The organism is Sphingopyxis sp. 2PD, from assembly GCF_005503695.1.
Taxonomy (GTDB): Bacteria; Pseudomonadota; Alphaproteobacteria; order Sphingomonadales; family Sphingomonadaceae; genus Sphingopyxis.
In genome coordinates this window covers 21,753-48,499 of sequence record NZ_SCMU01000016.1, presented here as the reverse complement: position 1 = coordinate 48,499, position 26,747 = coordinate 21,753, and the positions used below count along the sequence as shown (strand labels likewise).

Genomic DNA, 26,747 nt, shown 5'->3' with positions numbered 1-26,747 from the left:
CGCTATGTCGATAGCGGCCCCCGCCTTCGCGGGGGCGACGGCCATCAACGCTTGAGCGACAGACCGCCGAAACGCTTGTTGAACTTCGCAACCTGGCCACCCGCATCGAGCAGGCGTCCGGTGCCGCCGGTCCAGGCCGGATGCGCGGTGGGATCGATTTCGAGCGTCATGGTGTCGCCCTCTTTGCCCCAGGTCGAGCGCGTCTGATATTCGGTGCCATCGGTCATCTTGACCGTGATCATGTGATAGTCGGGGTGAATGTCTTTTTTCATGTCTTAAGCTCCTGTGCCGCTGGTTACCGACCAGCAGCGTGAGTCTGTGCGTCCGGAAACGCGAAGGTGCGGCCTTTAGTGGCGAAATCCCAATTCCGCAAGTGGGCTTGCGGGTCGCCCTTCCGTCATCCCGGCGAAGGCCGGGATCCGGCCGGGGCGTAAGGATGCGCGGGTGAGATCCCGGCCTTCGCCGGGATGACGAGAAGGCGTGTTGGCTTAGTCGCTCGGCGGGTCGGCGATCATCGCGGTGAACTGGCACTCGGCCGCCAGGACGCCGTCGAGCATCGCCTTGCCCTCGAAACGGCAGACGCTGCGCTTGGCCTGGATGATCGTGGCGTGCAGGTCGAGCAGGCAGCCGGGTTCGACCGGCTTCCGGAACTTCGCCCCGTCGATCGCCATGAAATAGACGAGCTTGCCGGTCCCGGCGAGGCCCATCGATTCGATCGCGAGGACGCCGGCGGCCTGCGCCAGCGCCTCGACGATCAATACGCCCGGCATGATCGGCCGACCGGGGAAATGGCCCTGGAAAAAGGGCTCGTTCATCGTCACCGCCTTGACCGCGTGGATCGACGTGTCGGGCACGATCGAAACCACCCGGTCGACGAGCAGCATCGGATAACGATGCGGCAGCAGCGTCAGGATCCGGCGGACGTCCGCCGCCCCGATCGCCCCTGCTGCTTTATCCCCGTCGGACACGATATTAACGCGTCGTCGGCGCGGTGCCGGTCGGCGCCGGTGCGGCGGGCGTGGCACCCGGCTGCGCGGCACGAGCGGCGTCCATCAGCTGCTGGTTGCGCTGCTGGACCAGCTGGCCCGGCTGGTAACCGGCGGGAACCGCGGTCGAGACGGTCGGCAGGATGCGGTTGAGTTCGGTCACGACCGCGTCGGTGATGTCGACATTGTTTTCGCGCGCCAGCACCGCATCGGGGTTGAGCAGCAGGTCGATCTTTTTCGCGACCATTGCGGCGCGGATCGCTTCGTTCATGCGAATGCTGATCTGGTCTTCGACATAGGCGATCGCGAGTTCGATCGGCGCGCCGATCTGCCCGAGTTCGGCCTGCGCCGCCTGGCGCTTGTCCTGAACGGCCTTGCCGGCGGCTTGCAGCGCGGCCTGGTTCTGCGGGGTCTTTTTCGCCTCTTCATTATATTTGGCGATCAGGACGTTGATTTCGGCCTGCAGGGTCTGGCCGCGCGACTGCTGCTGATCGATCTGGGCCTTGTAGGTGGTTTCGATCTGCTGCGATGCGACGGTAAAGGCGTTCGAGCGCGCGGCGGCGACGCGAACGTCGGCGACGCCGACGCCCTTTGCCTGCGCGATCGCAGGTGCGGAAACGATCGGCGAAACCGACAGCGTGGCGATGGCCAGCGCCGAGGCGACAAGAATTTTCTTCATTAGAATTGGGTTCCTACGTTGAATGAGAAGCGTTTGGTATCATCGCCCTCTTCTTTGCGAAGGGCGTAAGCGAAGTCGATCCGGAAGGGACCGAAGGGGGAGTTCCAGTTGACCCCGGCGCCGATCGCAACGCGCGGCATCCAGCTGTCGCCAAAGAAGCGTTCCTCGAACGGATCGAGGCGCGAGAAGCCGGTCGGACAGCTGGTATATTGGCCGGTGCCCGTCGGCACGCCGCCCGGCGGCGTCGTCGTCGTTTCATCGGCGAACTGGCTGGTTCCCGTCGTCGCGTTGCGGCACAGCGACTTGATCAGGCCAAAGCCCGGCGCGGCGGGGTTGGTTTCGCGGAAATTGGCGAGCGTGGTCAGCGTCGGTCGTTTCACGCTGAACACCGAACCGACGTCGAGGAAGATCGACGGCCGCAGCCCCAGTTCCTTGGCCCCGGTGCCGAGCGGGATGTCGAGTTCCAGGCGGCCCTGATAATAAGCGCGGCCGCCGAGCGCGTCGTCGATCTGACCCCGGTCGCGGTCGCCCTCGGTGATCACGATCGGATTGGCGGGGTCGGTATTGTCGACCGAATAGCGGATCACGCGGGGGCCGACGCCGCGAATGTCGAAACCGCGCATCTGCGGTTCGCCGAGGAAGAAGCGGTCGGTCAGGCGCACCTTGTCGCTGCCCGGGGTCGGGGCGCTGCCGAAGGGATAGATATAGCCGCCCTCGGCCGACACGTTGAGGACGAAACGGCTACCCAGGTTGAAGTGCTTCGACGCATTGGCGCGGGTGCGGACATATTTGACGCTGCCGCCAAGGCCCGCGAAATCCTGGCTCAAGGACAGCGACTGGCCGCGCGTCGGACGGATGCGATTGTCGCGGTCGTCATAGGCGAGCGTGTAACCGATGAGCGAGGTCGTGCGCTTGCCGATCGCGTCGCACAGATAGCGCCCGGCGACGAGCGGGTCGCACTGGTTGCCGAAGAAATAGATGCCGCGGTCGAGCGTCACATCGTCATAATTCAGGCTGTAACGTCCGAAGAAGGACATGAATTCGGTGAGCGGCACGCCGGCGTTGAGCTGGAACCCGGTGGTCACCTGCTGGAACGTCGTCTGGCGATCATTGTTGATGAAGTTGAACGAGTTCAAATCGCGGCGATAGATGCTGCCGCCGACCGAGATATTGCGGTCGAACAGATAGGGTTCGGTAAAGCCGAGCTCCACCGACTTCGAATAGCTCGAATAGTTGACCGAAGCCTGCAACTGCTGGCCGAGGCCGCGGAAGTTGCGCTGGCGGATCGACGCCTGGAGCAGGAAATTCTCGATCGACGAGAAACCCGCGGACAGCGACAATTCGCCGGTCGGCTTTTCCTCGACATTGGTTTCCAGGATGATGCGGTCGGGGGCGCTGCCCTCCTTGCGCTCGATCTCGAGATTTTCCTGGAAATAACCCAGACTGTTGATGCGGTTTTCGGTACGCTTGATGCCGAAGCTGTTGAAGGCGTCACCTTCGTTCAAACGGAATTCGCGGCGCACGACCTTGTCGTGGGTCAGCGTGTTGCCGTTGACGTCGATGCGCTCCACATAGGTACGCGGGCTTTCGGCCACGTTGAAGGTGATCTGCATCGTCCGCGTTTCGGCGTCGCGGCGGAATTCGGGATTGATGTCGGCAAAGGCATAGCCGAACAGACCGGCGGTTTCGCTCAGGCTTTCGACCGTGTCCTCGACCAGCTTGGCATCATACCAGTCGCCCGTTTTCATCGGCAGCAGCGTCTTCAGCATCTCGGGCTGGAAATCGCGCAATTCGCTCTTCACATCGACGTCGCCGAATTTGTAGCGTTCGCCTTCCTCGACCACATAGGTGATGATGAAGTCCTGCTTGTTGCTGGTCAGCTCGGCGACCGCCGAAATGACGCGGAAATCGGCATAGCCGTTCTGCAGGTAGAACAGACGCAGCTTCTGCTGGTCATAGGCCAGGCGATCGGGGTCGTAGCTGGTGTTCGACGACAGGATCGTCAGCAGTCCCGACTCCTTGGTCGCCATCTCGTCCTTCAGGTCACCGTCGCTGAACTTTTCGTTGCCGATGATGCTGATCTGGCGAACCTTCGACTTCGGCCCTTCGTTGATTTCGAACACGACGTCGACGCGGTTCTGGTCGAGCGACACCATCTTGGGCTCGACGGTCGCGGCGAAGCGGCCCTGCCGCTTGTAGAGTTCGATGATGCGCGCGACGTCGGCGCGGACCTTTGAGCGGGTGAAGATCTGGCGCGGCGCGAGCTTGATCTCGGGGCGGATCTTGTCTTCCTTCAGGCGCTTGTTGCCTTCCAGGATGACGCGGTTGATCACCGGGTTTTCGGTGACCTCGATCGTCAGCGCACCATTGTTGTCGGTGATCTGGAAATCCTTGAACAGCTCGGTCGCGGCAAGGTCCTTCAAGGCCTGGTCAAGGATCGACCGGTCATAACGCTGACCGACGCGCAGGCGAAGGTACGACAGGATTGTCTGCGCCTCGAGCCGCTGGTTGCCGACGATGGTGATCGACTGGACCGTGGTCGCGGCGGGCGCCGCTTCGGGAACGGGCGCTGGGACGGTCGGCGGCGCGACCTCCTGCGCCATCACCGGCGCTCCGAGCATCGTTCCTGCCAAAAGGAGGGCCGACAGCTGTGTCCGCGCCGAGAATTTGTGTGAAGCCACGCTGTTCATCCCGAAAAAATAACTCAAAAGCGCCAAGCCCGCCTGACCGCGGGTTCGCGCGCAACTCCCTGCCCCAGACTCGCTAGCCAATCAAGCGCGCGATCCCGTCCCACAGGCCCAATGAGCCCAAATCGTTGAAAGTCACGACCAGCATCAGCGTGACGATCGCCGCAAAGCCGAATCGAAACGCCCATTCCTGTGCCTGCGCAGGCGCCGGGCGGCGCCGCACAGCCTCATAGGCGTAGAAAAGCAAATGGCCTCCATCAAGCATGGGCAATGGCAAGAGGTTGATGAACCCCAGATTGATGGAAATCAGCGCGATGAAGAATATCAGCGACGCCAGCCCCAGCGTGGCCGCCTGCCCCGACACTTCGGCAATCTTGACAGGGCCGTTCATGTCCTTGATCGACCGGCGCCCGGTCAGGAACTGGCCGAGCACCTCGCCGGTCTGGCGGACGATCTGCCAGGTCTGGCGCAAGCCGACGGCGGGCGCCTCGAGCAAGCTGACCGACTGGATCTGAACCGGCGGCGGCGCCAGCCCGATGATCGCCCGTTCATATTCCTTGCCAAAGGGATCCTTGTCTTTGACCAGCCGCGGGGTCAGCGCGATCGTCCGTTCGCTGCCACCGCTGGCGACGCGGACCTGCATCGTTTCGCCCGGACGGTGGGCGACCGCCATCGGAATATCGCTGAATACGTCGATGCTGCGCCCATCGATCGCGACGATCCGGTCGCCCGGACGCAGGCCAGCGGCGTCCGCCGCTGATCCCGCCTCGATCCCGCCCGCAACGGGGGGCGTCACTAGCGTTCCGCCCACCCAGGCAAAGCCCGCAAGGATCAATATGGCGAACAGGAAATTGGTCACGGGCCCCGCCGCGACGATCAGCGCGCGTTTCCACACCGGCTGCGCGGGAAAAGTGTGCGATTTCTGTTCGGCGGGCAGATGCTGCCACTCGGCGTCCGGCTGGCTGACCGCATCGCGGTCGCCGGCGAACTGGACATAGCCGCCGAGCGGCAGCCAACCGATCTTCCATTCGGTGCCGCGCTTGTCGGTCCAGCTGACGATCTTGCGCCCAAAGCCGATCGAGAAGGTATCAGCCTTCACCCCGCACCAGCGTCCGACGATGTAATGGCCATATTCGTGCACGAACACGAGCGGGCCGAGCACCGCCAGAAATGCGATCGGATAAAGCCAAAGCGGAACGTCAAGCATGTTCATATTGGTCCACAAAGCGTTGGGCAGCCGAACGCGATGCGGCATCGACGCTGAATATATCTTGAAGCGATGACGGCGCGGCGGGTGCATCGGCGTCGATCACGCGGCGCACCGTATCGACGATTGCCGGAAAAGCGATGCGACCCGCAAGGAAGGCGGCCACCGCCACCTCGTTCGCGGCGTTGAGCTGCGCCGGGCGCGCGCCGCCTGCGGCGATCGCGGCGCGGCAGAGCGCGGTCGCGGGAAAACGCACCTCGTCGGGCGCCTCGAAATCGAGCCGCGCGATCGCCGCGAGGTCGAGCGGCGCGCACGGCGTCGCCATCCGTTGCGGCCAGGCGAGCGCGCTGGCGATCGGGATGCGCATGTCAGGCGAGCCGAGCTGCGCGAGCGTCGAGCAGTCGATATATTCGACAAGGCTGTGGATCACCGATTGCGGGTGGACGAGGATTTCGATGCGGTCGAGCCCGACGGGGAACAGGTGATGCGCCTCGATCAGTTCGAGCCCCTTGTTCATCATCGTCGCCGAATCGACGCTGATCTTGGCCCCCATCGACCAGTTGGGGTGCGCGACCGCCTGCGCCGGGGTGACGGCCGCCATTTTATCGGCGCTCATCGTGCGGAACGGGCCACCGCTCGCGGTCAGGATGATGCGACGCACCTGTTCGATCTTGCCGCCAGCGAGACATTGGAAGATCGCATTATGCTCGCTGTCGACCGGCAGGATGGTGGCGCCGGAGGTCCGCGCAACGGCGGTCATCAATTCGCCCGCCGATACCAGTGCTTCCTTGTTGGCGAGCGCAACATCGTACCCGGCGGCCAGCGCTGCCATCGTCGGGGCGAGCCCTGCGGTGCCGACGATCGCCGCCATGACCAGATCGGTCGGGCGCTGCGCGGCCTCGACCAAGGCATCGGCTCCGGCCGCAACGTCGATGTCGGTGTCGGCCAGCGCATCGCGAAGCTCGCCAAAGCGCGCCGCATCGGCGATCACCGCGACATCGGGGCGAAATTCCCGGGCGAGCCGTGCCAGTTCGGCGACGTCGCTGTTCGCGGTGAGCACGTTGACCCGCCACGCCGCGCCGTCGCGCCGCACCAGGTCGAGGGTCGATTGCCCCACCGACCCAGTGGCGCCGAACAGCGAAAGGCGGCGCTGCGTCATGTCAGCCCGCCGTCCCGACGCTGAGTTGCCCGAGATACGCCAGCGCGCCGAGCAGCAGCGCCACGGGCAGCACGCCGTCGACGCGGTCGAACAATCCGCCGTGGCCGGGGATGAGCTTGCCCGAATCCTTGACGCCCGCGCGGCGCTTCATCCAGCTTTGCGCGAGGTCGCCCATTTGCGCGAGCAGCCCCATGAACAGGCCGATCCACAGCGGCACGCCGGCGATGCCGGCGCGGTCGCCGATGGTGGCGCTGGCGATCAGCGCGGCGACCATGCCGCCGACCAGCCCCGACCAGGTTTTCGACGGGCTGATTTTGGGCGCGAGGCGCGCGCCGCCGAAGGCGCGACCCGCGAAATAAGCGCCGATGTCGGTCGCCCACACCATGCCGAATACCCACAGCGCCGCGGTCATGCCGAGCTGGTCGCGGATGAACCACAGCCCCGCCATCGCGCCGAGCACGAGGATCGGGCCGAGCGCGTTCAGCGCGGCCTTCGCGCCGCCGCCAAGTGTCATCCGCTTGACGAGCTGAAACCACTCGACCAGCACAAGCGCGCCGCCGACGAGCAGGAGCAAGCCGAACGCCAGCCCGCCGAACCACAGCGCGGTGCCCGCGATCGCGAACAGGATGATCGCCGACCCGATCCGGGTCCACAGGTCCGATTTTGTCGCGGTAGTCATGACTTCACACTTCCCCGCCTTGACCAACCAAATCCAAATAAATCAACCCGTTCACCCGCGAAGGCGGGGGTCCATCACCTGCCCTCTCTCCGTTTCGCTGCCGCTGGTCGAATTTCGAGGGGATCGGTGATGGACCCCCGCCTTCGCGGGGGAACGGTGCTTGGTTCGAAGCATGGTCCATCACCTCACAGCCCCCCGTAACGACGGTCGCGGCGCGCGAAATGGTCGAGCGCGGCTTTCAGATCGGCGGGCGTGAAATCGGGCCACAGCTTGTCGGTGAAATAGAGCTCGGCATAGGCCGATTGCCAGAGCAGGAAGTTCGACAGCCGCACTTCGCCCGAGGTGCGGATCAAGAGGTCGAGCGGCGGCATGTCGGCGGTGTCGAGATGCGCGGCGAGCGTTTCCTCGGTGATCGGCCCCTCGGCCGCGGCGGCGGTCGCCGCACGCACCAGTTCGTCCTGCGCGCCATAGTTGAGCGCGACCGCCAGCGTCGTGCGCTTGTTACCCGACGTGCGTTCGAGCGCATTGTCGATCAGCGCGACGACATCGGGCGCGAGCGCGCGCCAGTTGCCGATCACTTTGAGCCGGACGTCATTCGCCGCAAATTCGTCGAGGTCGCTGAGGATGAACCGCTTCATCAGCCCCATCAGGTCGTTGACCTCTTCCTCGGGCCGTTTCCAGTTTTCGGAGCTGAAGGCGTAGAGCGTCATCGCCTCGATCCCGAGGTCGCCCGCAGCGCGCACGATCGTCCGCACCGCCTCGACCCCGGCCTTGTGACCGGCGACGCGGGGCAGCAGGCGTTTTTTCGCCCAGCGGCCATTGCCGTCCATGATGATGGCGACATGGCGTGCGCCGTGACTCATAGATCCTCCCCGGAACGGGGAGGGGGACCACCGAAGGTGGTGGAGGGGCACGCGAGGCCACGCGCGGCGTATGATAGAGGGTGCCCCCCCACCATGCTTCGCATGGTCCCCCTCCCCGTTCCGGGGAGGATCGCGATGGCGGCACCGTCGCGCATCGGCTTAGCCCAGGATTTCCTTTTCCTTGGCAGCCGCGGCGGCATCGATTTCGGCGATCGTCGCGTCGGTCAGCTTCTGGACCTCGGTCTCGGCGCGCTTGCGCTCGTCCTCGCTGATTTCCTTCTTATTCTCGTCGGCCTTCAGATTGTCCATGCCGTCGCGGCGGACGTTGCGCACTGCAACGCGCGCCTTTTCGGCATATTGGCCGGCGAGCTTCGACAGCTCCTTGCGGCGCTCCTGCGTCATTTCAGGGATCGGCAGGCGCAGCATCTGGCCGTCGACGATTGGGTTGAGCCCGAGCCCGGCCGAGCGGATTGCCTTGTCGACCGGGCCGACGTTCGATTTGTCCCACACCTGCACCGACAGCATGCGCGGTTCGGGCGCGCTGACCGACGCGACCTGGTTGAGCGGCATGTGGCTGCCGTAAACCTCGACCGTCACCGGATCGAGCAGCGCGGTGTGCGCGCGCCCGGTGCGCAGGCCCGAAAGGTCGCTTTTCAGCGATTCGACCGCGCCGTGCATGCGGCGTTCGAGGTCGGCCTTGTCATATTTCGCCATCGTCTTGTCCTCTCTTTTGCTTTGGCTCAGGCGGTCGCGGCGGCATCGGTGACGACGGTCGAAACCCCCTCGCCCGCCAGCACGCGCGCCAGATTGCCGGCTTCGCGAATGTTGAATACGACGATCGGGATCTGATTGTCGCGGCACAGCGCCACCGCGCTCGCGTCCATCACCTTCAGATTGTCGGCGAGCACCCGGTCGTAGCTCAGCGTGTCGTAACGGACCGCGGACTTATCCTTTTTGGGGTCGGCATTATAGACGCCATCGACACTGGTACCCTTGAGCAGTGCATCGCACTTCATCTCGGCGGCCCGCAGCGCGGCGCCGCTGTCGGTGGTGAAATAGGGGGCGCCCACCCCCGCAGCAAAGATCACGACGCGCCCCTTCTCCAGATGGCGTTCGGCGCGGCGGCGGATCACCGGCTCGCATACCTTGTCCATCTCGATCGCCGACTGGACGCGCGTCTGGACGCCCAGCTGTTCGAGCGCATTCTGCATCGCCAGCGCGTTCATCACGGTCGCAAGCATGCCCATATAATCGGCCTGCGCCCGGTCCATGCCCTTGGCAGCGCCCGCCATGCCGCGGAAGATGTTGCCGCCGCCGATGACGAGACAGATTTCGAGCCCGCGATCCTTGGCTTCCTTGACCTCGGCGGCCATGCTGGCGACGGTTTCGGGGTCGATGCCGAAGGGGGTCGATCCCATCAGCGCCTCGCCCGACAGTTTCAGCAAGATGCGTTTCATGCCGGGTAGAGCCATGTCGGGGGGAACCTCTTTGGGAATTAGATACGCGAATGGCGCGCACCCTAGTGAAGGCGCGCGCCATTGCCAAGCGGACTGCCGCGCCATCCTCCCTGCGGCGTAGCCGTGGGGAGGGGGACCGCCGCGAAGCGGTGGTGGAGGGGCCAGCGACGCTTGCGCCAAGGCCCCTCCGTCAGCGGCTACGCCGCTGCCACCTCCCCATGGCTTCGCCACAGGGAGGATTTGGCAATCAAACGCCGGCGACCGCCGCGACTTCCGCCGCGAAATCGCTTTCTTCCTTCTCGATGCCTTCGCCGAGCTGGAAGCGGGTGAAACCCTTGAGCGTGATCGTCGCGCCGACATCCTTGCCGGCAGCGGCCACGACTTCGGCAACCGGGGTCTTGCCGTCCATCACGAAGAGCTGCGACAGCAGCGCATTTTCCTTGCGGAACTTGGCGATCGCGCCGTCGACCATCTTGGCGACGATGTCGGCGGGCTTGCCCGACTGGGCGGCCTTTTCCTCGGCGATCGCGCGTTCGCGCGCGACGAGGTCGGCGTCGAGATCGTCGCCGTTCAGCGCCAGCGGGTTCGCGGCGGCGACGTGCATCGCGAGCTGCTTGCCCAGCGGTTCGAGCACATCGGCGCCCGCGGTCGATTCGAGCGCGACGAGCACGCCGATCTTGCCCATGCCGGGCGCAGCCGCATTGTGGACATAGCCGGTCACGACGCCCGAGCCGACCGACACGATCGCGGTGCGGCGCAGCGACTGGTTCTCACCGATCGTGGCGATATTCTGGGTCAGCGCCTCGGCGACGGTGCCGCCGGTCGGATAAGCGGCGGCGCCCAGCGCTTCGATGTCGGTGATGCTGCCGGCGAGCGCGACATTGGTGACGTCGCGGACGAAGCCCTGGAATTGTTCGTTCTTGGCGACGAAGTCGGTTTCGCTGTTCACTTCGACCATCGCACCGCGGGTGCCATCGGTGGCAACGCCGACGAGACCTTCGGCGGCGACGCGGCCAGCCTTCTTGGCGGCGGCGGCGAGACCCTTGGTGCGCAGCCAGTCGATCGACGCTTCGATGTCGCCGCCATTTTCGGCAAGCGCCTTTTTGCAGTCCATCATGCCGGCGCCGGTGCGGTCGCGCAGTTCCTTGACGAGAGCGGCCGTAATTTCAGCCATGGGATATTCCTTTCCAAAAGGGCGGGCCCGTTTCGGCCCGCGGGACGTCCGCGCGCATGGCGGGACGACAAGTCAAAACGATGACGGGACAGCGTCGGGCAGAGCCGCGCCGTCCCGTCATGCGCAAAGCGGATTAAGCGTCGCTCTGGCGTTCGGTTTCGGCGGCCGCTTCGGCCGGAACCTGTTCATCTTCGGTCACAGCCGCTTCGACGAGCACGGGTTCGGCAACGGGTTCGACCGCCGCACCCAGATCTTCGCCGCGATCGGCGCGCGCCTGCTGGCCGCCGCGCGTCGCTGCCTGAGCGATCGCGTCGCAGTAGAGACGGATCGCGCGGGCGGCGTCATCGTTCGCCGGAACCGGGAAGGCGATGCCGTCGGGCGAGACGTTCGAATCGAGGATCGCGACGACCGGAATGCCAAGGACGTTGGCTTCCTTGATCGCCAGCTCTTCCTTGTTCGCGTCGATCACGAACATCACGTCGGGAATGCCGCCCATGTCGCGGATGCCGCCAAGGCTCATTTCGAGCTTGTCGCGTTCGCGCGTCTTGTTGAGCACTTCCTTCTTGGTCAGGCCCGAGGTGTCGCCCGAAAGCTGTTCCTCGAGGGTCTTGAGCCGCTTGATCGAGTTCGAGATCGTCTTCCAGTTGGTGAGCATGCCGCCCAGCCAGCGGTGGTTGACGAAGTGCTGACCCGAAGCGCGTGCGGCGTCGGCGATCGGCCCCTGCGCCTGGCGCTTGGTACCGACGAACAGCACCTTGCCACCCGAGGCCGCCGACGAAGCGACGAATTCGAGCGCGCGCGCAAAGAGCGGCACGGTCTGCGACAGGTCGAGGATGTGGATGCCGTTGCGCGCGCCGAAGATGTACGGCTTCATGCGCGGGTTCCAGCGGTGGGTCTGGTGGCCGAAGTGGGCGCCAGCCTCGATAAGATTCTGCATCGTGACGACAGGTGCCGCCATGGTCTTTCTCCTTCCGGTTGGTCCTCTGGAAAGCAAGAACCAGGTGTCGCAAGCGACGATCCCGGCACCGGTTTATGTGCGCCTTCCATGTGGAATGGGCGGCCCGTTAGCGGCCTTGGCGGTCAAAAGCAAGCGTCGAGCACGGCTTTGCGACGAGCCGCGGGCGCGCGGCGTCGATCGATCCGGCGACAATTTGACTCGGTTCGTCGCAAAACAGTTGAGAACAAACCAAGAACATGCAACCAAAAGCCAAGCGAAACCGTCATTTTGGTTGGAAAGGTTTCGTTAACGAAAACCCGGAAGGACAGATCATGGTTCAGGTCGCAGCCGCACTCCTCTTTGCCCTCGCCGTCGGCCTCGGCATCACGGTGATCCTGGCGATGCTGAAATCGAACGAGACCGCAATCCTGTCGGCGCTGCTTGGCGAAGGCGCTTTCCCGGTCGCCACGTCACCCGAATCGGACCCCGCCGTTTCCGCGCTGCCGATCCACCGGACAAATGCGCGCCGCGCTGTGCCGCGCCGGATGCCCGTCGCCATGACGGTTCGTCCGCAGTTCAGCCGCGCCGCCTGACCCGCGCATAGCTGGCCAGCCCGAAAGGCAGTGTCGCCGCATAGATTGCGCAGACCGCCAGCAGGGTCAGCCACGGCGCCGTCACTAGCGCGGCGCCGAGCAACCCGACCCCCGCCAGCGCGAACAGCCGCCACGACCGGCGCAGACGGATCGAGGCCCAGCTGTAAGTCGGGATTGCCGAAATCATCAGCATCGCGACGGCCAGCGCCCACGGCATCACCACATACCATTCGCGGAAGAATTCATTGCCCGTCGTCAGCCACAGATAGACGGGGACGAAAGACAGGCCGGCGCCCGCCGGGGCGGGAATACCAGTGTTGAAGCCCGCCGACTTGTGTGGCTGAAAATCGGCATCCATGCGCGAGTTGAAACGCGCAAGGCGGAGCGCGCAGCAGACCGCCAGCGCGAGCGCAGCGGTCCAGCCGAATTTGGGGGCGTTGGTCAGCGACCAGAGGAACAGGATCATCGCCGGGGCGACGCCAAATGCGATCACATCGGACAATGAATCAAGCTCGGCGCCGAATTTGCTCTGCGCGCGCAGCAGCCGGGCGATGCGCCCGTCCATCCCGTCGAGCACCCCGGCAAAGATCACCGCGGCGATCGCCAGCTCGAACTGCCCGCCAATCGCGAAGCGCACCCCGGTCAGGCCGAAACAGAGCGCCAGCACGGTGATCGCATTGGGCGCAAAGGCGCGCAGGCTGATGCCGCCGATGCGTCGCCCGGCGGCGTCGGGGGCGATCTGCTGGTCTTCGCTCACCCTATTGCCCGATGCCGTCGATCATTGCCGCTTGGCCAATCCGCGCGATCACGGTTTCGCCCGCCAGCGTCCGCTGTCCGAGTAGCACCTGCGGCGTGGTCCCCACGGGCAGATAGACGTCGACGCGGCTGCCGAAACGAATGAGGCCGACGCGCTGGCCGGTGGCGAGCTCGTTGCCCATGGTGACGAACGGCATGATCCGCCGCGCGACCAGCCCCGCGATCTGGGTGAAGCCGATCCGCACCCCGTCGGCGCGCTCGACGACGAAATGCTGGCGTTCATTCTCCTCGCTCGCCTTGTCGAGATCGGCGTTGAGGAATTTTCCGGGAATATACACCAGCTTGCGCAGCGTTCCTGCCACCGGCGTGCGGTTGATGTGGACATCGAACACGCTCATGAAGATCGACACGCGCAGCATCAGTGCGTCGCCGAGGCCGTCGGCGCCCGCGATCTCGGGCGGCGGCGCGACTTCGGCGATCTGGGTGATCAACCCGTCGGCAGGCGCGATGACGACATCGCTGCCGGTCGGCGTGACGCGAACCGGATCGCGGAAGAAGGCGCCGACCCACAAGGTCACCCCGAACATCAGCCAGCCGACAATCTCCCAACCGAGCAGCCAGAAGCACAGCGTGATGATGCCAGCGATAAGCAGGAACTTGCGACCTTCGGGATGGATCGACGGCCATTGCCATTTGATGCCGCCGCCCGGGCGGTTCGAAGAGATGATATTGGACATGGCCGTTCTTCTAGGGGGCGCACCTGATACTGACAATGGATAAGGCACGTCCCGGGTTCCGGACCGCCGCCACCACGCCCATTGATCAATGGCGCCGCTTTGCCTAAGGCCCGCTGCAACTCCGACTCCCCAAGGATAAAGGCTGAACGCATGGGCAAGATCAAGGTAGCCAACCCGGTCGTCGAACTCGACGGCGACGAAATGACCCGGATCATCTGGCAATGGATCCGCGAACGGCTGATCCTGCCCTATCTCGACATCGACCTGCATTATTACGACCTTGGCATCGAGGAACGCGACCGCACCGACGACAAGATCACCGTCGAAGCCGCGAACGCGATCAAGAAATATGGCGTCGGCGTCAAATGCGCGACGATCACCCCCGACGAAGCCCGCGTCGAGGAATTTGGCCTGAAGAAAATGTGGAAGTCGCCGAACGGTACGATCCGCAATATTCTGGGCGGCGTGGTGTTCCGCGAACCGATCGTGATGCGCAACGTCCCGCGGCTCGTCCCCGGCTGGACCGACCCGATCGTTGTCGGCCGCCATGCGTTCGGCGACCAGTATAAGGCGACCGATTTCCGCGTCCCCGGCCCCGGCAAGCTGCGCCTGGTGTTCGAGGGCGAGGACGGCACCGTGATCGACGAGGAAGTGTTCCAGTTCCCGACCTCGGGGGTCGCGATGGGGATGTACAACCTTGACGATTCGATCCGCGACTTTGCGCGCGCCAGCCTCAACTATGGCCTCGCCCGCGAATGGCCGGTGTATCTGTCGACCAAGAACACGATCTTGAAAGCCTATGACGGGCGGTTCAAGGATCTGTTCGAGGAAGTGTTCAACGCCGAATTCAAGGCCAAGTTCGACGCGCTCGGCATCGTTTACGAACATCGCCTGATCGACGACATGGTCGCCTCGGCGCTGAAATGGTCGGGCAAGTTCGTCTGGGCCTGCAAGAATTACGACGGCGACGTCCAGTCGGACACGGTGGCGCAGGGCTTTGGCTCGCTGGGCCTGATGACCAGCGTGCTGATGACCCCCGACGGCCAGACCGTCGAGTCCGAGGCCGCGCACGGCACCGTAACCCGCCATTACCGCATGCACCAGCAGGGCAAGGCGACCTCGACCAATCCGATCGCGTCGATCTTCGCGTGGACCGGCGGCCTGAAGCATCGCGGCAAGCTCGATGGCAATGACGCGCTGATCAAATTCGCCGACGATCTGGAAAAGGTCTGCGTCGCGACGGTCGAAAGCGGCAAGATGACCAAGGATCTGGCACTGCTGATCGGCCCCGACCAGAATTGGCTGACCACCGAGGGCTTCTTTGAGGCGATCGTGGAGAATCTTGACGCCAAGATGGGGAGCTAAGGTCATCGTCGCCCCCGCGAAGGCGGGGGCCGCTGGCTACCATGCGCCATCCCTTTAGCGGCCCCCGCCTTCGCGGGGGCGACGTTTACCGGGTGCTTCCCATAACCACCTAGCCAATCGGGGCCGGCCTGCATAAGGTCGGCCCTTATGGTATCGGAAACAGAAACATCGGCCATCGGCAACGCTCTGGTGGTTCTCGGCGCCGCGGGCATCGTCATCCCCGCGTTTGCGCGCTTTCGCCTGCCGCCGGTGATCGGGTTCATCCTGGTCGGCCTGCTGGTCGGGCCATCGGGGCTGGGGTCGCTGGCGGGCGATTATCCGTGGCTGAAGCATGTCACGATCGGATCGACCGAGGACATCGCGCTTTTCGCCGAATTCGGCATCATCCTGCTGTTGTTCTCGATCGGGCTCGAACTCTCATTCCGGCGGCTGTGGGCGCTGCGCAAGCTGGTGTTCGGGGTCGGCGCCGCGGAGTTGCTGATCGGCGGGGCGATATTGGGCGGCGGGCTGTGGCTGCTCGGCGATCTGTCGACGCCCGCGGCGTTCGGACTGGGGATCGCCCTCGCCTTATCCTCGACGGCCCTGGTGCTGCCCATGGTCGGAACCAAATCGGCGGTCGGCCGCGCCTCCTTTTCGATGCTTCTGTTCGAAGATCTGGCGATTGTCCCGATCATCTTCGTCCTCGGTGCCCTCGCCCCCAATCCGGCGGGCGACAACACCGAATTGCTGCTGACCACCCTGTGGCAGGGCGCGCTGGTCGTCGCGGTGCTCGCGGTCGCGGGCTGGTTCCTGCTGCCCCGAATTTTCGCGCAGGCGGCGCGCGCCAAGGACCCCGAACTGTTTCTGGCCGCCAGCCTGCTGGTGGTCATCGTCGCCGCGCTCGCCACCGCCGCCGTCGGCCTGTCGCCGATCGTCGGGGCGTTGCTCGCGGGCCTGATGATCGCCGAAACCGAATATCATGGCGAGGTGGAGGCGATCACGGCGCCGTTCAAGGGCCTCGCGCTCGGGGTGTTCCTGATCAGCGTCGGCATGGGACTGAACCTTCAGAGCATTGCAGCGCAATGGCCGCTGCTGATCGCCGCGGTTGTCGGCGTTGTGCTGGTCAAGGCGATTGTCACCGCATCGCTGCTCCGCTTTTCCGGCGCACGCCGCGGCACCGCCGCTGAAGTCGGCCTGTTAATGGCCAGCCCGTCGGAAACGACGTTGATCGTGCTGACCGCCGCTCTGACGGCAGGCATTATCGACCCCGAAACGGCCAGTTTCTGGCAGTTGGTCACGGCGATCGGGCTGACCATCACGCCGCTTCTGGCGCGCATCGGGCATGACATGGCGCGGCGGATCGAAATGCGCAGCGACGACACGCCCGAGGACGAGCCTGCCGTGGCGCGGACGGTGATCGTTGGGTTCGGCCGCGTCGGGCGCACCGTCGCCGAGCTGCTGCGCGAGCATGGCCGCTCCTATATCGCCGTCGATGCCAATATCGATAGCGTGGCGGTGGCGCGGCGTGACGGTTTTTCGGTGCGGTTCGCCGATGTCGCGCGGTCGGGCAGCCTCGACAAGCTGGGGATCGAAAGCGCCGACGCGATCGTGCTGACGATGGACGATCCGGTGCAGCAGTTGCGGATGACCAAGCAGTTGCGGCAGAAATTTCCCGAGCTACCGATCATCAGCCGCGCGCGCGACGCCGACCATGCCGCAGCGTTGTATCAGGCGGGGGCAAGCGACGCGGTGCCCGAAACGCTCGAAAGCTCATTGCAACTCGCCGAAGCGGTGCTGATCGACCTCGGCGTTGCGATGGGCCCGGTGATCGCATCGATCCACGACGTGCGCGCCAAGATGCGGCGCGACATCATGACCAAGGGCGAACTGGACCGCGAACCGCGCATTCGCAAGGTACGCCGTCCGGCGACGGGCGAGGAAGCGGCTTAACGCACTTCGGCTCCCCATATCCGTAGCCCTGAGCTTGTCGAAGGGCGCTTCTCGGATAGCCGCCCTTCGACAAGCTCAGGGCTACGGATCGTTTGAACGGGTCCGATGTTAACGCCCACCCGCCGATGGCGCTGCCGTCGCCGCGCCCAGCGCCGATGCGTCGGCCAGCGTCATCCCCTTGGGCAGGATCGCCAGCGACCATTGGCGCTGCGGGGTCAGATATTGGCGCGCCAGCCGCTGGACGTCGGCGGGGGTGACCGCGGCAATATCGTCCTGCATCGACAGTGCGGCGGCGGTCACCCGCGGATCGCGCGTCGCGCCCTCGAGCAGGAACATCCAATAGACATTGCCGGTCGACGCGCGGGCGACCTGTTCGCGGATCGGGACGGCGTTACGCGTCAGTTCGTCGGCGCTGACCGGCGTGGCAACCAGATCGGCGGCGATGTCGCGCGCGATGCCATAAAAACGGTCCAGATCCTTGGGCGCAAGCAGGCTGCCGACGAGCAGGTAGCCGCCGCTGTCGAACCCCGTCGGCCAATGGCTGTCGACCACCGGGCCGTAGCTCGCGCCCTGTTCGGCGCGCAGCCGGTCGAACAGCCGATCGTTAAACACCGCGGCGAGCACCTCCAGCCCGCGCGCGTCGCCCGGATTGGCAAGGCCGCCACCGGTCTGCCAGGCGGTCATCGCCGCCGCCTGCCCCTGTTCGCCGCGATGATAGGCGATCTCCGGGGTTTTGGCGGGCTTGGCAAAATCGACGCGCTGGCCGCCGGCGGGTGCCAGTATCTTTCGCGGCGGCAATGCACCGAGCGTATTCGCCAGAATCTGGCGATAATCGACCGCTTCCAGATCGCCGAAAATCTGCACCTCGATCGGGCCGCTGGCGAGCCGCGGTTCCCAGAAGGCGCGGAAAGCGGCGGGGGTCAGCGCCGCGATCGCAGCCTTGTCGGGCGCCGCCCAGCGCGCGTCATTGCCGGTCAGCCAGCCGCGCAGATTGCGGTCGAGCACCGCATTGGGGGTCGCGTCGTTAAGATCGTAGCCGGTGAGATAACCGATGCGCAGACGCTCGACCGGCGCGGCATCCCAGCGCGGCAACGCCAGCTTGCCCGCGATCAGCCGCATCTGGTCGGCGAGGTCGGCGGGCTTGCTTTCCGCCGACAATTCGAACGCATCGTCATCGATTGCAAAATTCAGCTGGATCTGGCGGCCATTGGTCAGTTGGTCGATCTCATTCTGGCCCCACGGCCCGATGCCGCTGGCGACCAGCGCATAATCGCCGGTCCACAGCAAGTTCGGCGCGTCGGCGGCGACGCTGCGGTTGCCGGTACCAAAGCGGACGTTGACGCGCACCTTGCCGGGTTCGACCTTGTTATTCGATACCAGCGCGGTGACGCCATTGGCGAATTCGATCCGTTCGGCGCGCAGCCCGAGCAGGCTGGTGGTCGAGGTGATCGTGCCGGGCGTCCCGAACGCGGGCAGCTGTTTGAAATCGGCCTGGACCGCCGCCAGCCGGTCGTCGCGCGCGGTGACCGGCGCCTTCAGCGCCGCGAGCACCGCAGCATCACCCCCCGCCGCAGTCGGGGTGGTCAGCACCGCGCGGGTGACCGGCGCGGCAAAGATCGCCTTGCTGATGTCGAGCATCACCTGCGGCGTCGCCGAGGCGCGGATCGCCTTGAACATATCGACCTGCCCCTGCGGGCTGGTTACCGTTTCGGCAATGTCGACCGCGCGGACCATGTCATCGGCCAACCGCGCGCCGGGTTCGTTGCGCGCATTTTCCAGTTCCTTTTGCAGGAACGCTTCGATTTCGTTGGCTTCACGGTCGATGTCGGCCTGCGACGGCGGGTTGGTGACGGCATCGGCGATCACCCCGCGCACGTCGGCCAGCGCAGCTTTCCAGTCGCTCAGGGGGACGATCGACGCCATGGTGACGTCGGCGCTGCGGCTGACATATTGCTGTTCGACGGTGGCGACCAGGTAACTGCCGCCGCTGCGCGCGCGGTTTTCCAGCCGCCGGTTGACCAGCGCCTGGGCGATGAATTCCAGATACAGGCGCCGGGTGTTCTCCACCGTATCGATGCGCCGCTGCCACGGCCGCACCATCGCCAGTGTCAGCGCGAGCGGCTGGTTCGGCTCGACAATCTCGCGCGCGGTGGGCGCCGCCGGGTCGGGCTTGCCGAAATCGGGATCGACGGGGTTCGGTCCCTCCGCGCGCCAGTCACCATAATATTTGGCGACGAGCCGCGCCAGTTCGGCGGGCTCGGCATCGCCGACGATGACCACCACCGCACGTTCGGGGCGGTACCAGCGGTTGTGAAACGCCGCGACCGACGTCGCGCTCGCCTTGCCGAGCGATGCGGTGGTGCCGATCGGCGAGCGGTCACCGAGCAGCTGCCCCGCAAACAGATGCGCGTTGGTCGCGTCGGCAATCCGCTTTTGCGGGCCGTCCGATTCGCGCAGTTCGGACATCACCACGCCGCGCTCGGCGGCGACCGCGAGTTCCGAGATTCGCGGTTCGCGGATCATCCCTGACAGCAATTTCATGCTTTCGTCGAGATTGGCGGGCGTCACGCTGGGCAGGTCTAGTTGGTACACGGTCTGCGTCGGCGTCGTTTGCGCGTTGGAATCGCTGCCAAAGGTCACCCCGAACCGCTGCCAGATACGTTTGGCTTCGCCGTCGGGAATATGTTCGGAACCGCGAAAGGTCAGATGTTCGAGCAAATGCGCGTAGCCGCGCTCCTGTTCGGTTTCGAACATCGATCCGACGTCCATCCGCACCCGGATCGACACTTGCCCGGGCGGCACGCCATTGTTGCGCACTGCGTAGCGCACGCCATTGGGGAGAACGCCGAACTGCCAGGCGATGTCGCGCGGGATGTCGCTGCCCGCATAGAGCCAGTCGCTGTTGGCCGACTGGCTGGTCGCCATGGTCAGCGCCGCGCTGCCCTGTGCGTTCGCTGCGAGCGGGGCCAGCAGCAGCGCAGCGACGCCGACAAACAAAAAGGATCGAGAAAAACGAAGCGACGCGCGTGCGGGGGCATAGGACATTGCGCCATCTTAACCCGTTCCAACCTTGCTGGCCACTGAACTGTCGCGGCGCTTGTCCTGTCGGCGGCGGTGGCCTAGCCAGTGACGATGACTGCTTCACCGCCATCCCCGCCGATCGCTGCGCTCATCCAGATGACGAGCGGTACCGACCCACAGCGCAACCTGGCGACGATCGATCGCGCGATGGCCGATGCGGCGTCGCGCGGCGCGGCGATGGCTTTCCTGCCCGAAATGTCGCTGCTGCTCGACCGCGATCGGGCACGCTCGGGCGCGCATATCGTCCGCGAGGCCGATAGCCCCTGGCCCACCGCGCTGCAGGACATGGCGCAGAAGCATGGGCTGTGGCTCCATTCGGGGTCGATGCCCCTGCTTGCCGACGATGGACAGCGGCGCGTCAACCGCAGCCATGTGATCGCCGCCGACGGCAGCATCCGCGCGCGCTATGACAAGATCCATATGTTCGACGTGACCTTGCCATCGGGTGAGAATTGGACCGAATCGGCGGCCTATGCCGGGGGCGATACACTGGCGGTTATCGATACCCCGCTTGGCCGGTTAGGCCTGAGCATCTGTTATGATTTGCGGTTTCCCGAACTTTACCGAGCGCTGGTCGGTCAGGGGGCGACGCTGGTCGCAATCCCCGCTGCCTTCACGGTGTCGACGGGCGAAGCGCACTGGCATGTGCTGATGCGGGCGCGGGCGATCGAAACCGGCTGCCATATCCTGGCAGCGGCGCAAAGCGGGCTTCATGACGATGGCCGCGCGACATATGGCCACAGCCTAATCGTCGATCCGTGGGGGGCGGTGCTAGCAGATGGCGGCACGGTCGAGGGTGAAGCGGGGTATCGCATCGTCTCGGCGCCGATCGACAGCGCTGCGACGGACCGCGCCCGACAAGCGATTCCCCTGGACCGTTCCCGGGAGATGCGCGGCATCACATTATAGGCGATGCGCAATCGCGCTTTCGGGATCCATGCGGCCAGGGTCGGCAAACGTCTGCGCCGCCAGTACATCTACTACAGACGCACAAAAGGCCCCGAGCGAAGCTCGGAGCCTTTCGGTATCTTTAGCGATCAGCCGAAAATTACGGGCTGGTCGGCGAGTCGTCGTTGTTGTCCGACGCGATGATGATGCCGCCGATGATGGCAGCCAGCGCGACGATAGCGATGATCCAGCTGGTGCCGCCTTCGAGCTCGCTCTGGCCGTCAACGGCCGAAGCTGCACGGGCTGCGGGAGCGGCCGACGCCGCAACCGGGGCTGCAATCATCGAGGTCGCTGCGAGAGAGATCGCAGCCTTTTTGAGCAGGTTCATTATATTCTCCGTCCACTGGATTAGTCTTGTCGAATCGCACCGGGAAAATCCCCAACACTCATCTGCGAGGCCGTCTTAGGCACAGCGTTCAGCAAATGCAACGACGATTTGCCCTAGTCCGGCAATTCTTACCAAATTGCTAAATAGAGAGAAACTTGTTGCAAAAAGGTCACTAGCCCCGGCGAACACGCTCGAAAGATTCGCTTGTCACCGGGTATCCCAAATGCCCCGGAATGCACAAAAACGCCTGTCCGTCGCGATCCTCGATCCATGGGGTTACCAGATCGATCGGAAACTGCCTCGCATGATCCGAAAATCGAGCAAAATCAGGTTCCTGCGCCAATTTTTCGAGATTGCGACGGGTCGGAAAAATGACCGAGACCTCGCCGCTGTCGGCCATCGCCAGCGTGTTCGTCGCGGTGGCCCAGAAAATATGGCTGTGCTCGGCCTCCTCGACCGTCAGTTCGTGGCTGTGCGGCGGCGCGCTAACGGCATAGAATCGCGTGTCAAATGTCCGCGCCTCCTTGAAGTTCGGACACCAGCGCGCGAAGGGGACCAACGAATCCAACGCGATTCGATCGCCGCGCGCCGCCAGCATGTCCGAGAGCAGCGTGCCGGCGAGCAAGGCGCGGCGCACGTCGGGAACGTCACGGTCCGTCAGCCCTGGCCAGCCGACCGCGAGCCCGGTTTCCTCCAGCGTTTCGCGCAGCGCCGCCACCCGCGCCGCGCCGTCGGCTTCGGCAAGATCGGGCGCGTGCTGGCGCGCCACCAGATAGTCGTCGGGATCGACCCGCCCGCCGGGGAAAACGACCGCGCCGGCAGCAAAGGCCATGTTCGTCGAGCGCTTGACCATCAGGATTTCGTCGGGGCCGCCGTCGTCCGACGGCCGCATGATGACCAGCGTGGCCGCGGGGATCGCGCCGTCTGGCAAATTTTCCGAGGTCGGTGATGATGGGACGGGGCTGCTCATCGACCAAGCGATAACCGGGCCATCGCCCCTTGTCATCCCGGCATTGCGGCGACCGCGATGCGGGTGCAAGATGTCCGCCGACCGACAAAGGGGAGCAGGGCATTGGGAATCGTCGAGATTTTGGGCGTCGCCGGCAGCCTGAGCCTGCTCGCCGGTTGGCGGCTGTACCTGACCATATTGGCCACCGGCACCGCGATGCATTTCGGCTGGCTGCCGCTGCCCGAACATCTCGCGGCGTTGCAGGTGCTGGCGAACCCGTGGGTGCTGGGGGTCGCGGCGATCGGGACGCTCGCCGAATTCCTGGCCGACAAGATCGCGTGGGTGGATTCGATGTGGGACATGGTTCACAGCGTGATCCGCCCGCTCGGCGGCGCCTTGCTTGCGCTTGCGCTCGTCGACGCGTCCGATCCGACCTGGCAGGTGATCGCCTTTCTGCTCGGCGGCGGCGGCGCCTTGCTGAGCCACGGCGCCAAGGCGACGACGCGCGCCGTCGTCAACGCCAGCCCCGAACCTTTCAGCAATGCCGTGGTCTCGACCGGCGAGGATGTCGCGACCGGCGGCCTGCTCGCGCTGGCGATCGCCTTCCCCCCGCTCGCAATCCTGATCGCGGTCGTGATGGCAGTCGCCGCGGTCGTCGTGATCATCGCGCTGCGCCGCCTGCTCCGCAACATCAAGGCGACGCTGAAACGCGCGCTCGGCGATGAGGCTCCGCGAACCGACGGGGGACCGCCCTCCTAGGGACAACTCTGGCCAAACTGAACCGTAGCCCTGCGCTCGTCGAAGGGCGCTTCTCGGATAGTCGCCCTTCGACAAGCTCAGGGCTACGGCGACGAATAATGCCGTCTATTCGGGACGAACCTCTGGGCCAAACCTTAGGCGGCGCCCGGCAACAATTGCTTGAGCGGCGTTTCGGTATCAGCGAGCTGCTCGGCACTTGCCACCAGTCCCGCGGTGACGATCATCCGGCCCTGGACATAATCCTTGGTGGCGTTGACGCAGTCGATCGCGATCACCTTGCCCGCCTTCAGATAGATCACCGAAAAGCTGCGCGTCGCGGGGTCGCCGCGCATCACGGCGCGGTCGTGGCCGGTCGACAGCCCTGCGGTCTGAAGCTTGAGGTCATATTGGTTCGACCAGAACCACGGGATCGCGTGATAGGGCGCTTCGTCGCCGACGATGCCCTTCGCGACGACATTCGCCTGGTCATTGGCGTTCTGAACCGATTCCAGGCGGATCACGACGCCTTCGGCATAATCATTTTCATGCGCGGCGCAGTCGCCGATGGCATAGATATCGGGCAGGCTGGTCTTGCACAGGCGATCGACCAGCACACCGTTGCCCCCCTCGGCCCCCGCGGCGATCAGCGGCTCGACGGCGGGAATGATGCCGATACCGACAATGACCAGATCGGCGGCGATGACCTCGCCATCCGCCAGCCGCACGCCGGTTACATGATCGGTGCCCTCGATCGCCTCGACCGCGACCCCGAGCCGCAGGTCGACGCCATGATCGCGGTGTTCGCGCTCGTAGAAGCGCGACAGCTCGGTCCCGGCGACGCGCGCCAACACGCGATCGAGCGCTTCGAGGAGGACGACCTTCTTGCCCGCCTTGCGCAGCACCGCCGCCGCTTCCAGCCCGATATAGCCGCCGCCGATCACGACGATCTGTTTTGCGGTTTCCGATGCGGCCTTCATCGCATCGGCGTCGGCGCGGGTCCGCACGCCCTGTACGCCGGGCAGGTCGCCGCCCGGGATGGGAAGCATCCGGGGCGATCCGCCGGTCGCCCAGACGAGCTTGCCATAGCCGATCGTCTCGCCGCCATCGGTGGTAACCGTATGCGCTGCCGGATCGACCGCGACGACGCGCTTGCCGAGCAGCATCGTCACCTCGCGCTCGTCCCAATATTTGGCGGGGCGCAACTGGATGCGCTCGAATTCCTTCTCGCCCGCGAAATACTCTTTCGACAGCGGCGGGCGTTCATAGGGAAGCTCGGGCTCGTCGCCGATGATCGCGATGCTGCCGGTGAATTTCTGGGTACGCAGCATGATCGCGACCTGCGCTCCGCCATGGCCAGCCCCGACAATCACCACGTCAAAATGCATCGCTCGCTCTCCCGCTTTTCAAGCGCGTCCCTTGCACGGCGACGTAACGGAAACAAGGCGGTTCGCCCTGCGACGCGGGCAAGAAAAACTTCGCGCTGCGGAGGCTGGGAACCGACGGCCGCGTCAGCCGCGGCGCGCGAGCCGAGCCCGGATCGCCGCGGTATAGGTGCGGCCGACGCGCAATTCGGTGCCATCGTTCAGCACCGCGATCAGCGAGTGAAACTGCCCGGCCTTGACGCGATCGACCGCGTCGATACGCACCATCGTGCTGCGGTGGATGCGCTGAAACTGGAAGGCCGGCAATAGCCGCTCAAGCGTTGCCAGATTTTCGTTGTATAAATAGCTGTTGCCGTCGACATGCACACGGACATAGTCGCGTTCGGCACTGATGTGCGAGATGCTCTCGGGCTTGATCCGGACATATTCGCCGCCCGCGCGAACCCATAATTCGCCCAGATGATTGCGCGTTTCAGGCTCTGCCGCGCGCAGCGTCGCGACGACCTCTTCCAGTTCGCGGATGCGGTCGGCGCTTTGTTTTTGCTCGACCGCCATGCGGGCGCGCTCCATTGCGGTCTGGAATCGTCCCGCCTCGATCGGCTTGGTGACATAGTCGACCGCCTGCGCATCGAAGGCGCGCAGTGCCTGATCGCTGAACGCGGTCACAAAGATCACCGCCGGAGCCGGGTCGGGCAAATGGCGGAGCAGGTCGAAGCCGCTGCCCCCAGGCATCCGGATATCGAGCAGGATGATGTGACACGGGGCACTGGCCAGCCACTCGGCCGCCTGCGCGACATTGCCCGCCTGCGCGACGTCGCCGACCCACGGCAGTTGCTGCGCCAGCCGCACCACGCGGCGGCGCGCCAAAGGTTCGTCATCGACGACCAGGATCGCAAATTCCCGCATCAGACCGACCATGGCAGCTTGATCTCGGCGCGAAACAGCGCCGGGGTCAATCTGGTTTCGAAAGAACTGCGCGTCCCGAAGCGCGCCGCGAGCCGTTCGGCGACGTTGCGCAGCCCGATCCGGCTCCCCGGTCGCGGCGAGCCCTCATCGATCGAGCAAAGGTCGTTTTCGACCCGGATGCACAGCTGGTCGCCATCGCGCCACGCGGTGATCCGGATGCCGACTTCGCCCGTGCATGGTTCGATCCCGTGCTTTACCGCATTTTCGACCAGCGGCTGGAGCAACAGGTTCGGGACCAGCGCCTTCAACGCCGCCTCCTCTACGTCGATCGTGAAGCGCATGCGGTCGGGAAAGCGTTCACGTTCGATCTCGAGATAATCTTCCTGCAATTCGAGTTCGGCGGCAAGCGTCACATCCTTCAGCGGATCGAGCTCGAGCGTCTGGCGCAGAAAGGTCGACAGCGACATCATCATGCGCTGCGCGCGCGCCGTCGCGCCCTCCTCGACCAGCCCCATGGCCGAATTGAGCGTGTTGAAGAGGAAATGCGGATTAATCTGGTATCGCAGCGCGCGCATTTGCGCCGACAGCGCCTCTTCGCGCGCCAGGGCAAGGCTCCGTTCGCGGTCGCGGACCTCGAAGCTGTAAAGGAGCGCAACATACAGGCACGACCAGCCGAAAAACATGCCGGTGGCAGAGATCATCGTATGTCCGAACACCACTTGGTCAAACGCCCAAGTGGCGGGTCGCACGAACGCGATATAAACCAGAATATCGATCCCGCTGAGGATCGCCGCCGCCAGAATCGAAAAGGTGAAGGCGATGGCCACTTTGGCAAAAATCGACACGCGGTGCAGCCGGAACAGCAGCGCCGTGACGATCAATGTCAGCGCGACGCCAAAGCTGTTGGTGATCAATTTGCCGAGCGCCGATTTGATCGGATCGACGCCCGCCAGACCCCACAAGAAGCTGTCGGTGACGAACACGCAGAACCAGAAAAGCGCCGCAAGCTTCACCGTCGTCGCGGTAATCGCCCGGCGCTCCTGCCCCGCGGCGAGCGACGATCCGGCGTGCGGGCGCGCAATTTCGGGCGGTGTCATCGACGATTCCGCCTTTTGCCTCTTAACGCTGGTCGTCGCCGACAAGCCATTGGTAGAAAACCCCACCCGTTCATTGCCCCCAATAAGCCAATCGCCGGTTTCCCCCCTCA

General features: G+C 64.9%; 25 protein-coding genes. 5 read left to right on the top strand and 20 right to left on the bottom strand.

What is annotated here, in order from left to right; genetic code table 11:
* Window positions 1–44: 44 nt before the first annotated feature.
* The 12 genes from rpmE to rpsB all read right to left on the bottom strand — a co-directional run bounded on the left by rpmE (window position 45) and on the right by rpsB (window position 11,849).
* Window positions 45–272 carry a 50S ribosomal protein L31 gene (rpmE, locus tag FFS18_RS11890; protein ID WP_120216905.1) on the bottom strand — a complete coding sequence of 76 codons (228 nt, stop codon included), beginning with the start codon at window positions 270–272 and terminating at the stop codon, window positions 45–47.
* 216 nt (window positions 273–488) lie between these two features.
* On the bottom strand, window positions 489–968 hold the full coding sequence (gene fabZ / locus FFS18_RS11885; protein WP_120216907.1) for a 3-hydroxyacyl-ACP dehydratase FabZ: 480 nt from the start codon (window positions 966–968) through the stop codon (window positions 489–491).
* A gap of 4 nt (window positions 969–972) precedes the next feature.
* Window positions 973–1,665: an OmpH/Skp family outer membrane protein gene (locus tag FFS18_RS11880; RefSeq protein ID WP_120216908.1), complete on the bottom strand. Its 693-nt coding sequence runs from the start codon at window positions 1,663–1,665 to the stop codon at window positions 973–975.
* The gene (gene bamA, locus FFS18_RS11875) at window positions 1,665–4,355 is read right to left on the bottom strand and encodes an outer membrane protein assembly factor BamA (protein ID WP_120216909.1); all 2,691 of its coding nucleotides are present in this window, start codon (window positions 4,353–4,355) and stop codon (window positions 1,665–1,667) included. Before bamA ends, FFS18_RS11880 begins: the two co-directional genes overlap by 1 nt.
* Window positions 4,356–4,428: 73 nt before the next feature.
* Window positions 4,429–5,559: an RIP metalloprotease RseP gene (gene rseP / locus FFS18_RS11870; protein WP_137871009.1), complete on the bottom strand. Its 1,131-nt coding sequence runs from the start codon at window positions 5,557–5,559 to the stop codon at window positions 4,429–4,431.
* On the bottom strand, window positions 5,552–6,718 hold the full coding sequence (locus FFS18_RS11865) for a 1-deoxy-D-xylulose-5-phosphate reductoisomerase (RefSeq protein ID WP_137871000.1): 1,167 nt from the start codon (window positions 6,716–6,718) through the stop codon (window positions 5,552–5,554). Before FFS18_RS11865 ends, rseP begins: the two co-directional genes overlap by 8 nt.
* 1 nt (window position 6,719) lies before the next feature.
* Window positions 6,720–7,397, bottom strand: coding sequence for a phosphatidate cytidylyltransferase (locus FFS18_RS11860; RefSeq protein WP_137870999.1), 678 nt, complete (start codon window positions 7,395–7,397; stop codon window positions 6,720–6,722).
* Between the two features lie 185 nt (window positions 7,398–7,582).
* Window positions 7,583–8,260 (bottom strand): polyprenyl diphosphate synthase, encoded by a 678-nt coding sequence (gene uppS, locus FFS18_RS11855; protein ID WP_137870998.1) that lies wholly within the window; start codon window positions 8,258–8,260, stop codon window positions 7,583–7,585.
* A 159-nt stretch (window positions 8,261–8,419) separates the two neighbouring features.
* The gene (gene frr, locus FFS18_RS11850) at window positions 8,420–8,974 is read right to left on the bottom strand and encodes a ribosome recycling factor (RefSeq protein ID WP_137870997.1); all 555 of its coding nucleotides are present in this window, start codon (window positions 8,972–8,974) and stop codon (window positions 8,420–8,422) included.
* Between the two features lie 26 nt (window positions 8,975–9,000).
* On the bottom strand, window positions 9,001–9,732 hold the full coding sequence (gene pyrH, locus FFS18_RS11845; protein ID WP_137870996.1) for a UMP kinase: 732 nt from the start codon (window positions 9,730–9,732) through the stop codon (window positions 9,001–9,003).
* Between the two features lie 232 nt (window positions 9,733–9,964).
* Window positions 9,965–10,891, bottom strand: coding sequence for a translation elongation factor Ts (gene tsf, locus FFS18_RS11840; protein WP_120216919.1), 927 nt, complete (start codon window positions 10,889–10,891; stop codon window positions 9,965–9,967).
* A gap of 133 nt (window positions 10,892–11,024) precedes the next feature.
* Entirely contained in the window at window positions 11,025–11,849 is an 825-nt protein-coding gene (rpsB, locus tag FFS18_RS11835) for a 30S ribosomal protein S2 (RefSeq protein WP_137870995.1), read from the bottom strand.
* Between the two features lie 311 nt (window positions 11,850–12,160).
* Here rpsB and FFS18_RS11830 point away from each other — a divergent pair, with 311 nt between their 5' ends.
* Complete coding sequence (locus FFS18_RS11830) at window positions 12,161–12,421, top strand: hypothetical protein (RefSeq protein ID WP_137870994.1); 261 nt, start codon at window positions 12,161–12,163, stop codon at window positions 12,419–12,421.
* Here FFS18_RS11830 and FFS18_RS11825 read toward each other — a convergent pair.
* Complete coding sequence (locus tag FFS18_RS11825) at window positions 12,405–13,178, bottom strand: CDP-alcohol phosphatidyltransferase family protein (protein ID WP_171005300.1); 774 nt, start codon at window positions 13,176–13,178, stop codon at window positions 12,405–12,407. The two genes, FFS18_RS11830 and FFS18_RS11825, sit on opposite strands and share 17 nt — an antisense overlap.
* A 1-nt stretch (window position 13,179) precedes the next feature.
* Window positions 13,180–13,914, bottom strand: a complete 735-nt coding sequence (locus tag FFS18_RS11820; RefSeq protein WP_137870993.1) for a phosphatidylserine decarboxylase — start codon at window positions 13,912–13,914, stop codon at window positions 13,180–13,182.
* 150 nt (window positions 13,915–14,064) lie between these two features.
* On the opposite strand from FFS18_RS11820, the gene FFS18_RS11815 reads away from it, so the two are divergent.
* Both FFS18_RS11815 and FFS18_RS11810 read left to right on the top strand, forming a co-directional pair.
* Complete coding sequence (locus FFS18_RS11815; protein ID WP_137870992.1) at window positions 14,065–15,279, top strand: NADP-dependent isocitrate dehydrogenase; 1,215 nt, start codon at window positions 14,065–14,067, stop codon at window positions 15,277–15,279.
* A 147-nt stretch (window positions 15,280–15,426) separates the two neighbouring features.
* Window positions 15,427–17,208 carry a cation:proton antiporter domain-containing protein gene (locus FFS18_RS11810; RefSeq protein WP_120216927.1) on the top strand — a complete coding sequence of 594 codons (1,782 nt, stop codon included), beginning with the start codon at window positions 15,427–15,429 and terminating at the stop codon, window positions 17,206–17,208.
* Window positions 17,209–17,316: 108 nt separating this feature from the next.
* Here the strand turns inward: FFS18_RS11810 and FFS18_RS11805 are convergent, their stop codons facing one another.
* Window positions 17,317–20,205, bottom strand: coding sequence for a M16 family metallopeptidase (locus tag FFS18_RS11805; protein WP_249340384.1), 2,889 nt, complete (start codon window positions 20,203–20,205; stop codon window positions 17,317–17,319).
* A 135-nt stretch (window positions 20,206–20,340) separates the two neighbouring features.
* Between FFS18_RS11805 and FFS18_RS11800 the strand changes: the two genes are divergently transcribed.
* Window positions 20,341–21,198 (top strand): carbon-nitrogen hydrolase family protein, encoded by an 858-nt coding sequence (locus FFS18_RS11800; protein ID WP_137870990.1) that lies wholly within the window; start codon window positions 20,341–20,343, stop codon window positions 21,196–21,198.
* 139 nt (window positions 21,199–21,337) lie between these two features.
* Here FFS18_RS11800 and FFS18_RS11795 read toward each other — a convergent pair whose 3' ends face one another.
* Together FFS18_RS11795 and FFS18_RS11790 are read right to left on the bottom strand one after the other, a co-directional pair.
* Complete coding sequence (locus FFS18_RS11795) at window positions 21,338–21,565, bottom strand: hypothetical protein (RefSeq protein WP_120216933.1); 228 nt, start codon at window positions 21,563–21,565, stop codon at window positions 21,338–21,340.
* Window positions 21,566–21,737: 172 nt separating this feature from the next.
* Window positions 21,738–22,535 carry an NUDIX hydrolase gene (locus FFS18_RS11790; RefSeq protein WP_120216935.1) on the bottom strand — a complete coding sequence of 266 codons (798 nt, stop codon included), beginning with the start codon at window positions 22,533–22,535 and terminating at the stop codon, window positions 21,738–21,740.
* A 102-nt stretch (window positions 22,536–22,637) separates the two neighbouring features.
* On the opposite strand from FFS18_RS11790, the gene FFS18_RS11785 reads away from it, so the two are divergent.
* Window positions 22,638–23,273, top strand: coding sequence for a DUF4126 domain-containing protein (locus FFS18_RS11785; RefSeq protein WP_120216936.1), 636 nt, complete (start codon window positions 22,638–22,640; stop codon window positions 23,271–23,273).
* A 134-nt stretch (window positions 23,274–23,407) separates the two neighbouring features.
* Here FFS18_RS11785 and FFS18_RS11780 read toward each other — a convergent pair whose 3' ends face one another.
* The 3 genes from FFS18_RS11780 to FFS18_RS17620 all read right to left on the bottom strand — a co-directional run bounded on the left by FFS18_RS11780 (window position 23,408) and on the right by FFS18_RS17620 (window position 26,637).
* Complete coding sequence (locus tag FFS18_RS11780) at window positions 23,408–24,637, bottom strand: NAD(P)/FAD-dependent oxidoreductase (protein ID WP_137870989.1); 1,230 nt, start codon at window positions 24,635–24,637, stop codon at window positions 23,408–23,410.
* 123 nt (window positions 24,638–24,760) lie between these two features.
* A complete protein-coding gene (locus tag FFS18_RS11775; protein WP_212743048.1) occupies window positions 24,761–25,552 on the bottom strand; it encodes a LytR/AlgR family response regulator transcription factor in 792 nt (263 codons plus the stop codon).
* Entirely contained in the window at window positions 25,540–26,637 is a 1,098-nt protein-coding gene (locus FFS18_RS17620; protein WP_197715637.1) for a sensor histidine kinase, read from the bottom strand. The genes FFS18_RS11775 and FFS18_RS17620 overlap by 13 nt, the downstream gene beginning before the upstream one ends.
* Window positions 26,638–26,747 lie beyond the last annotated feature (110 nt).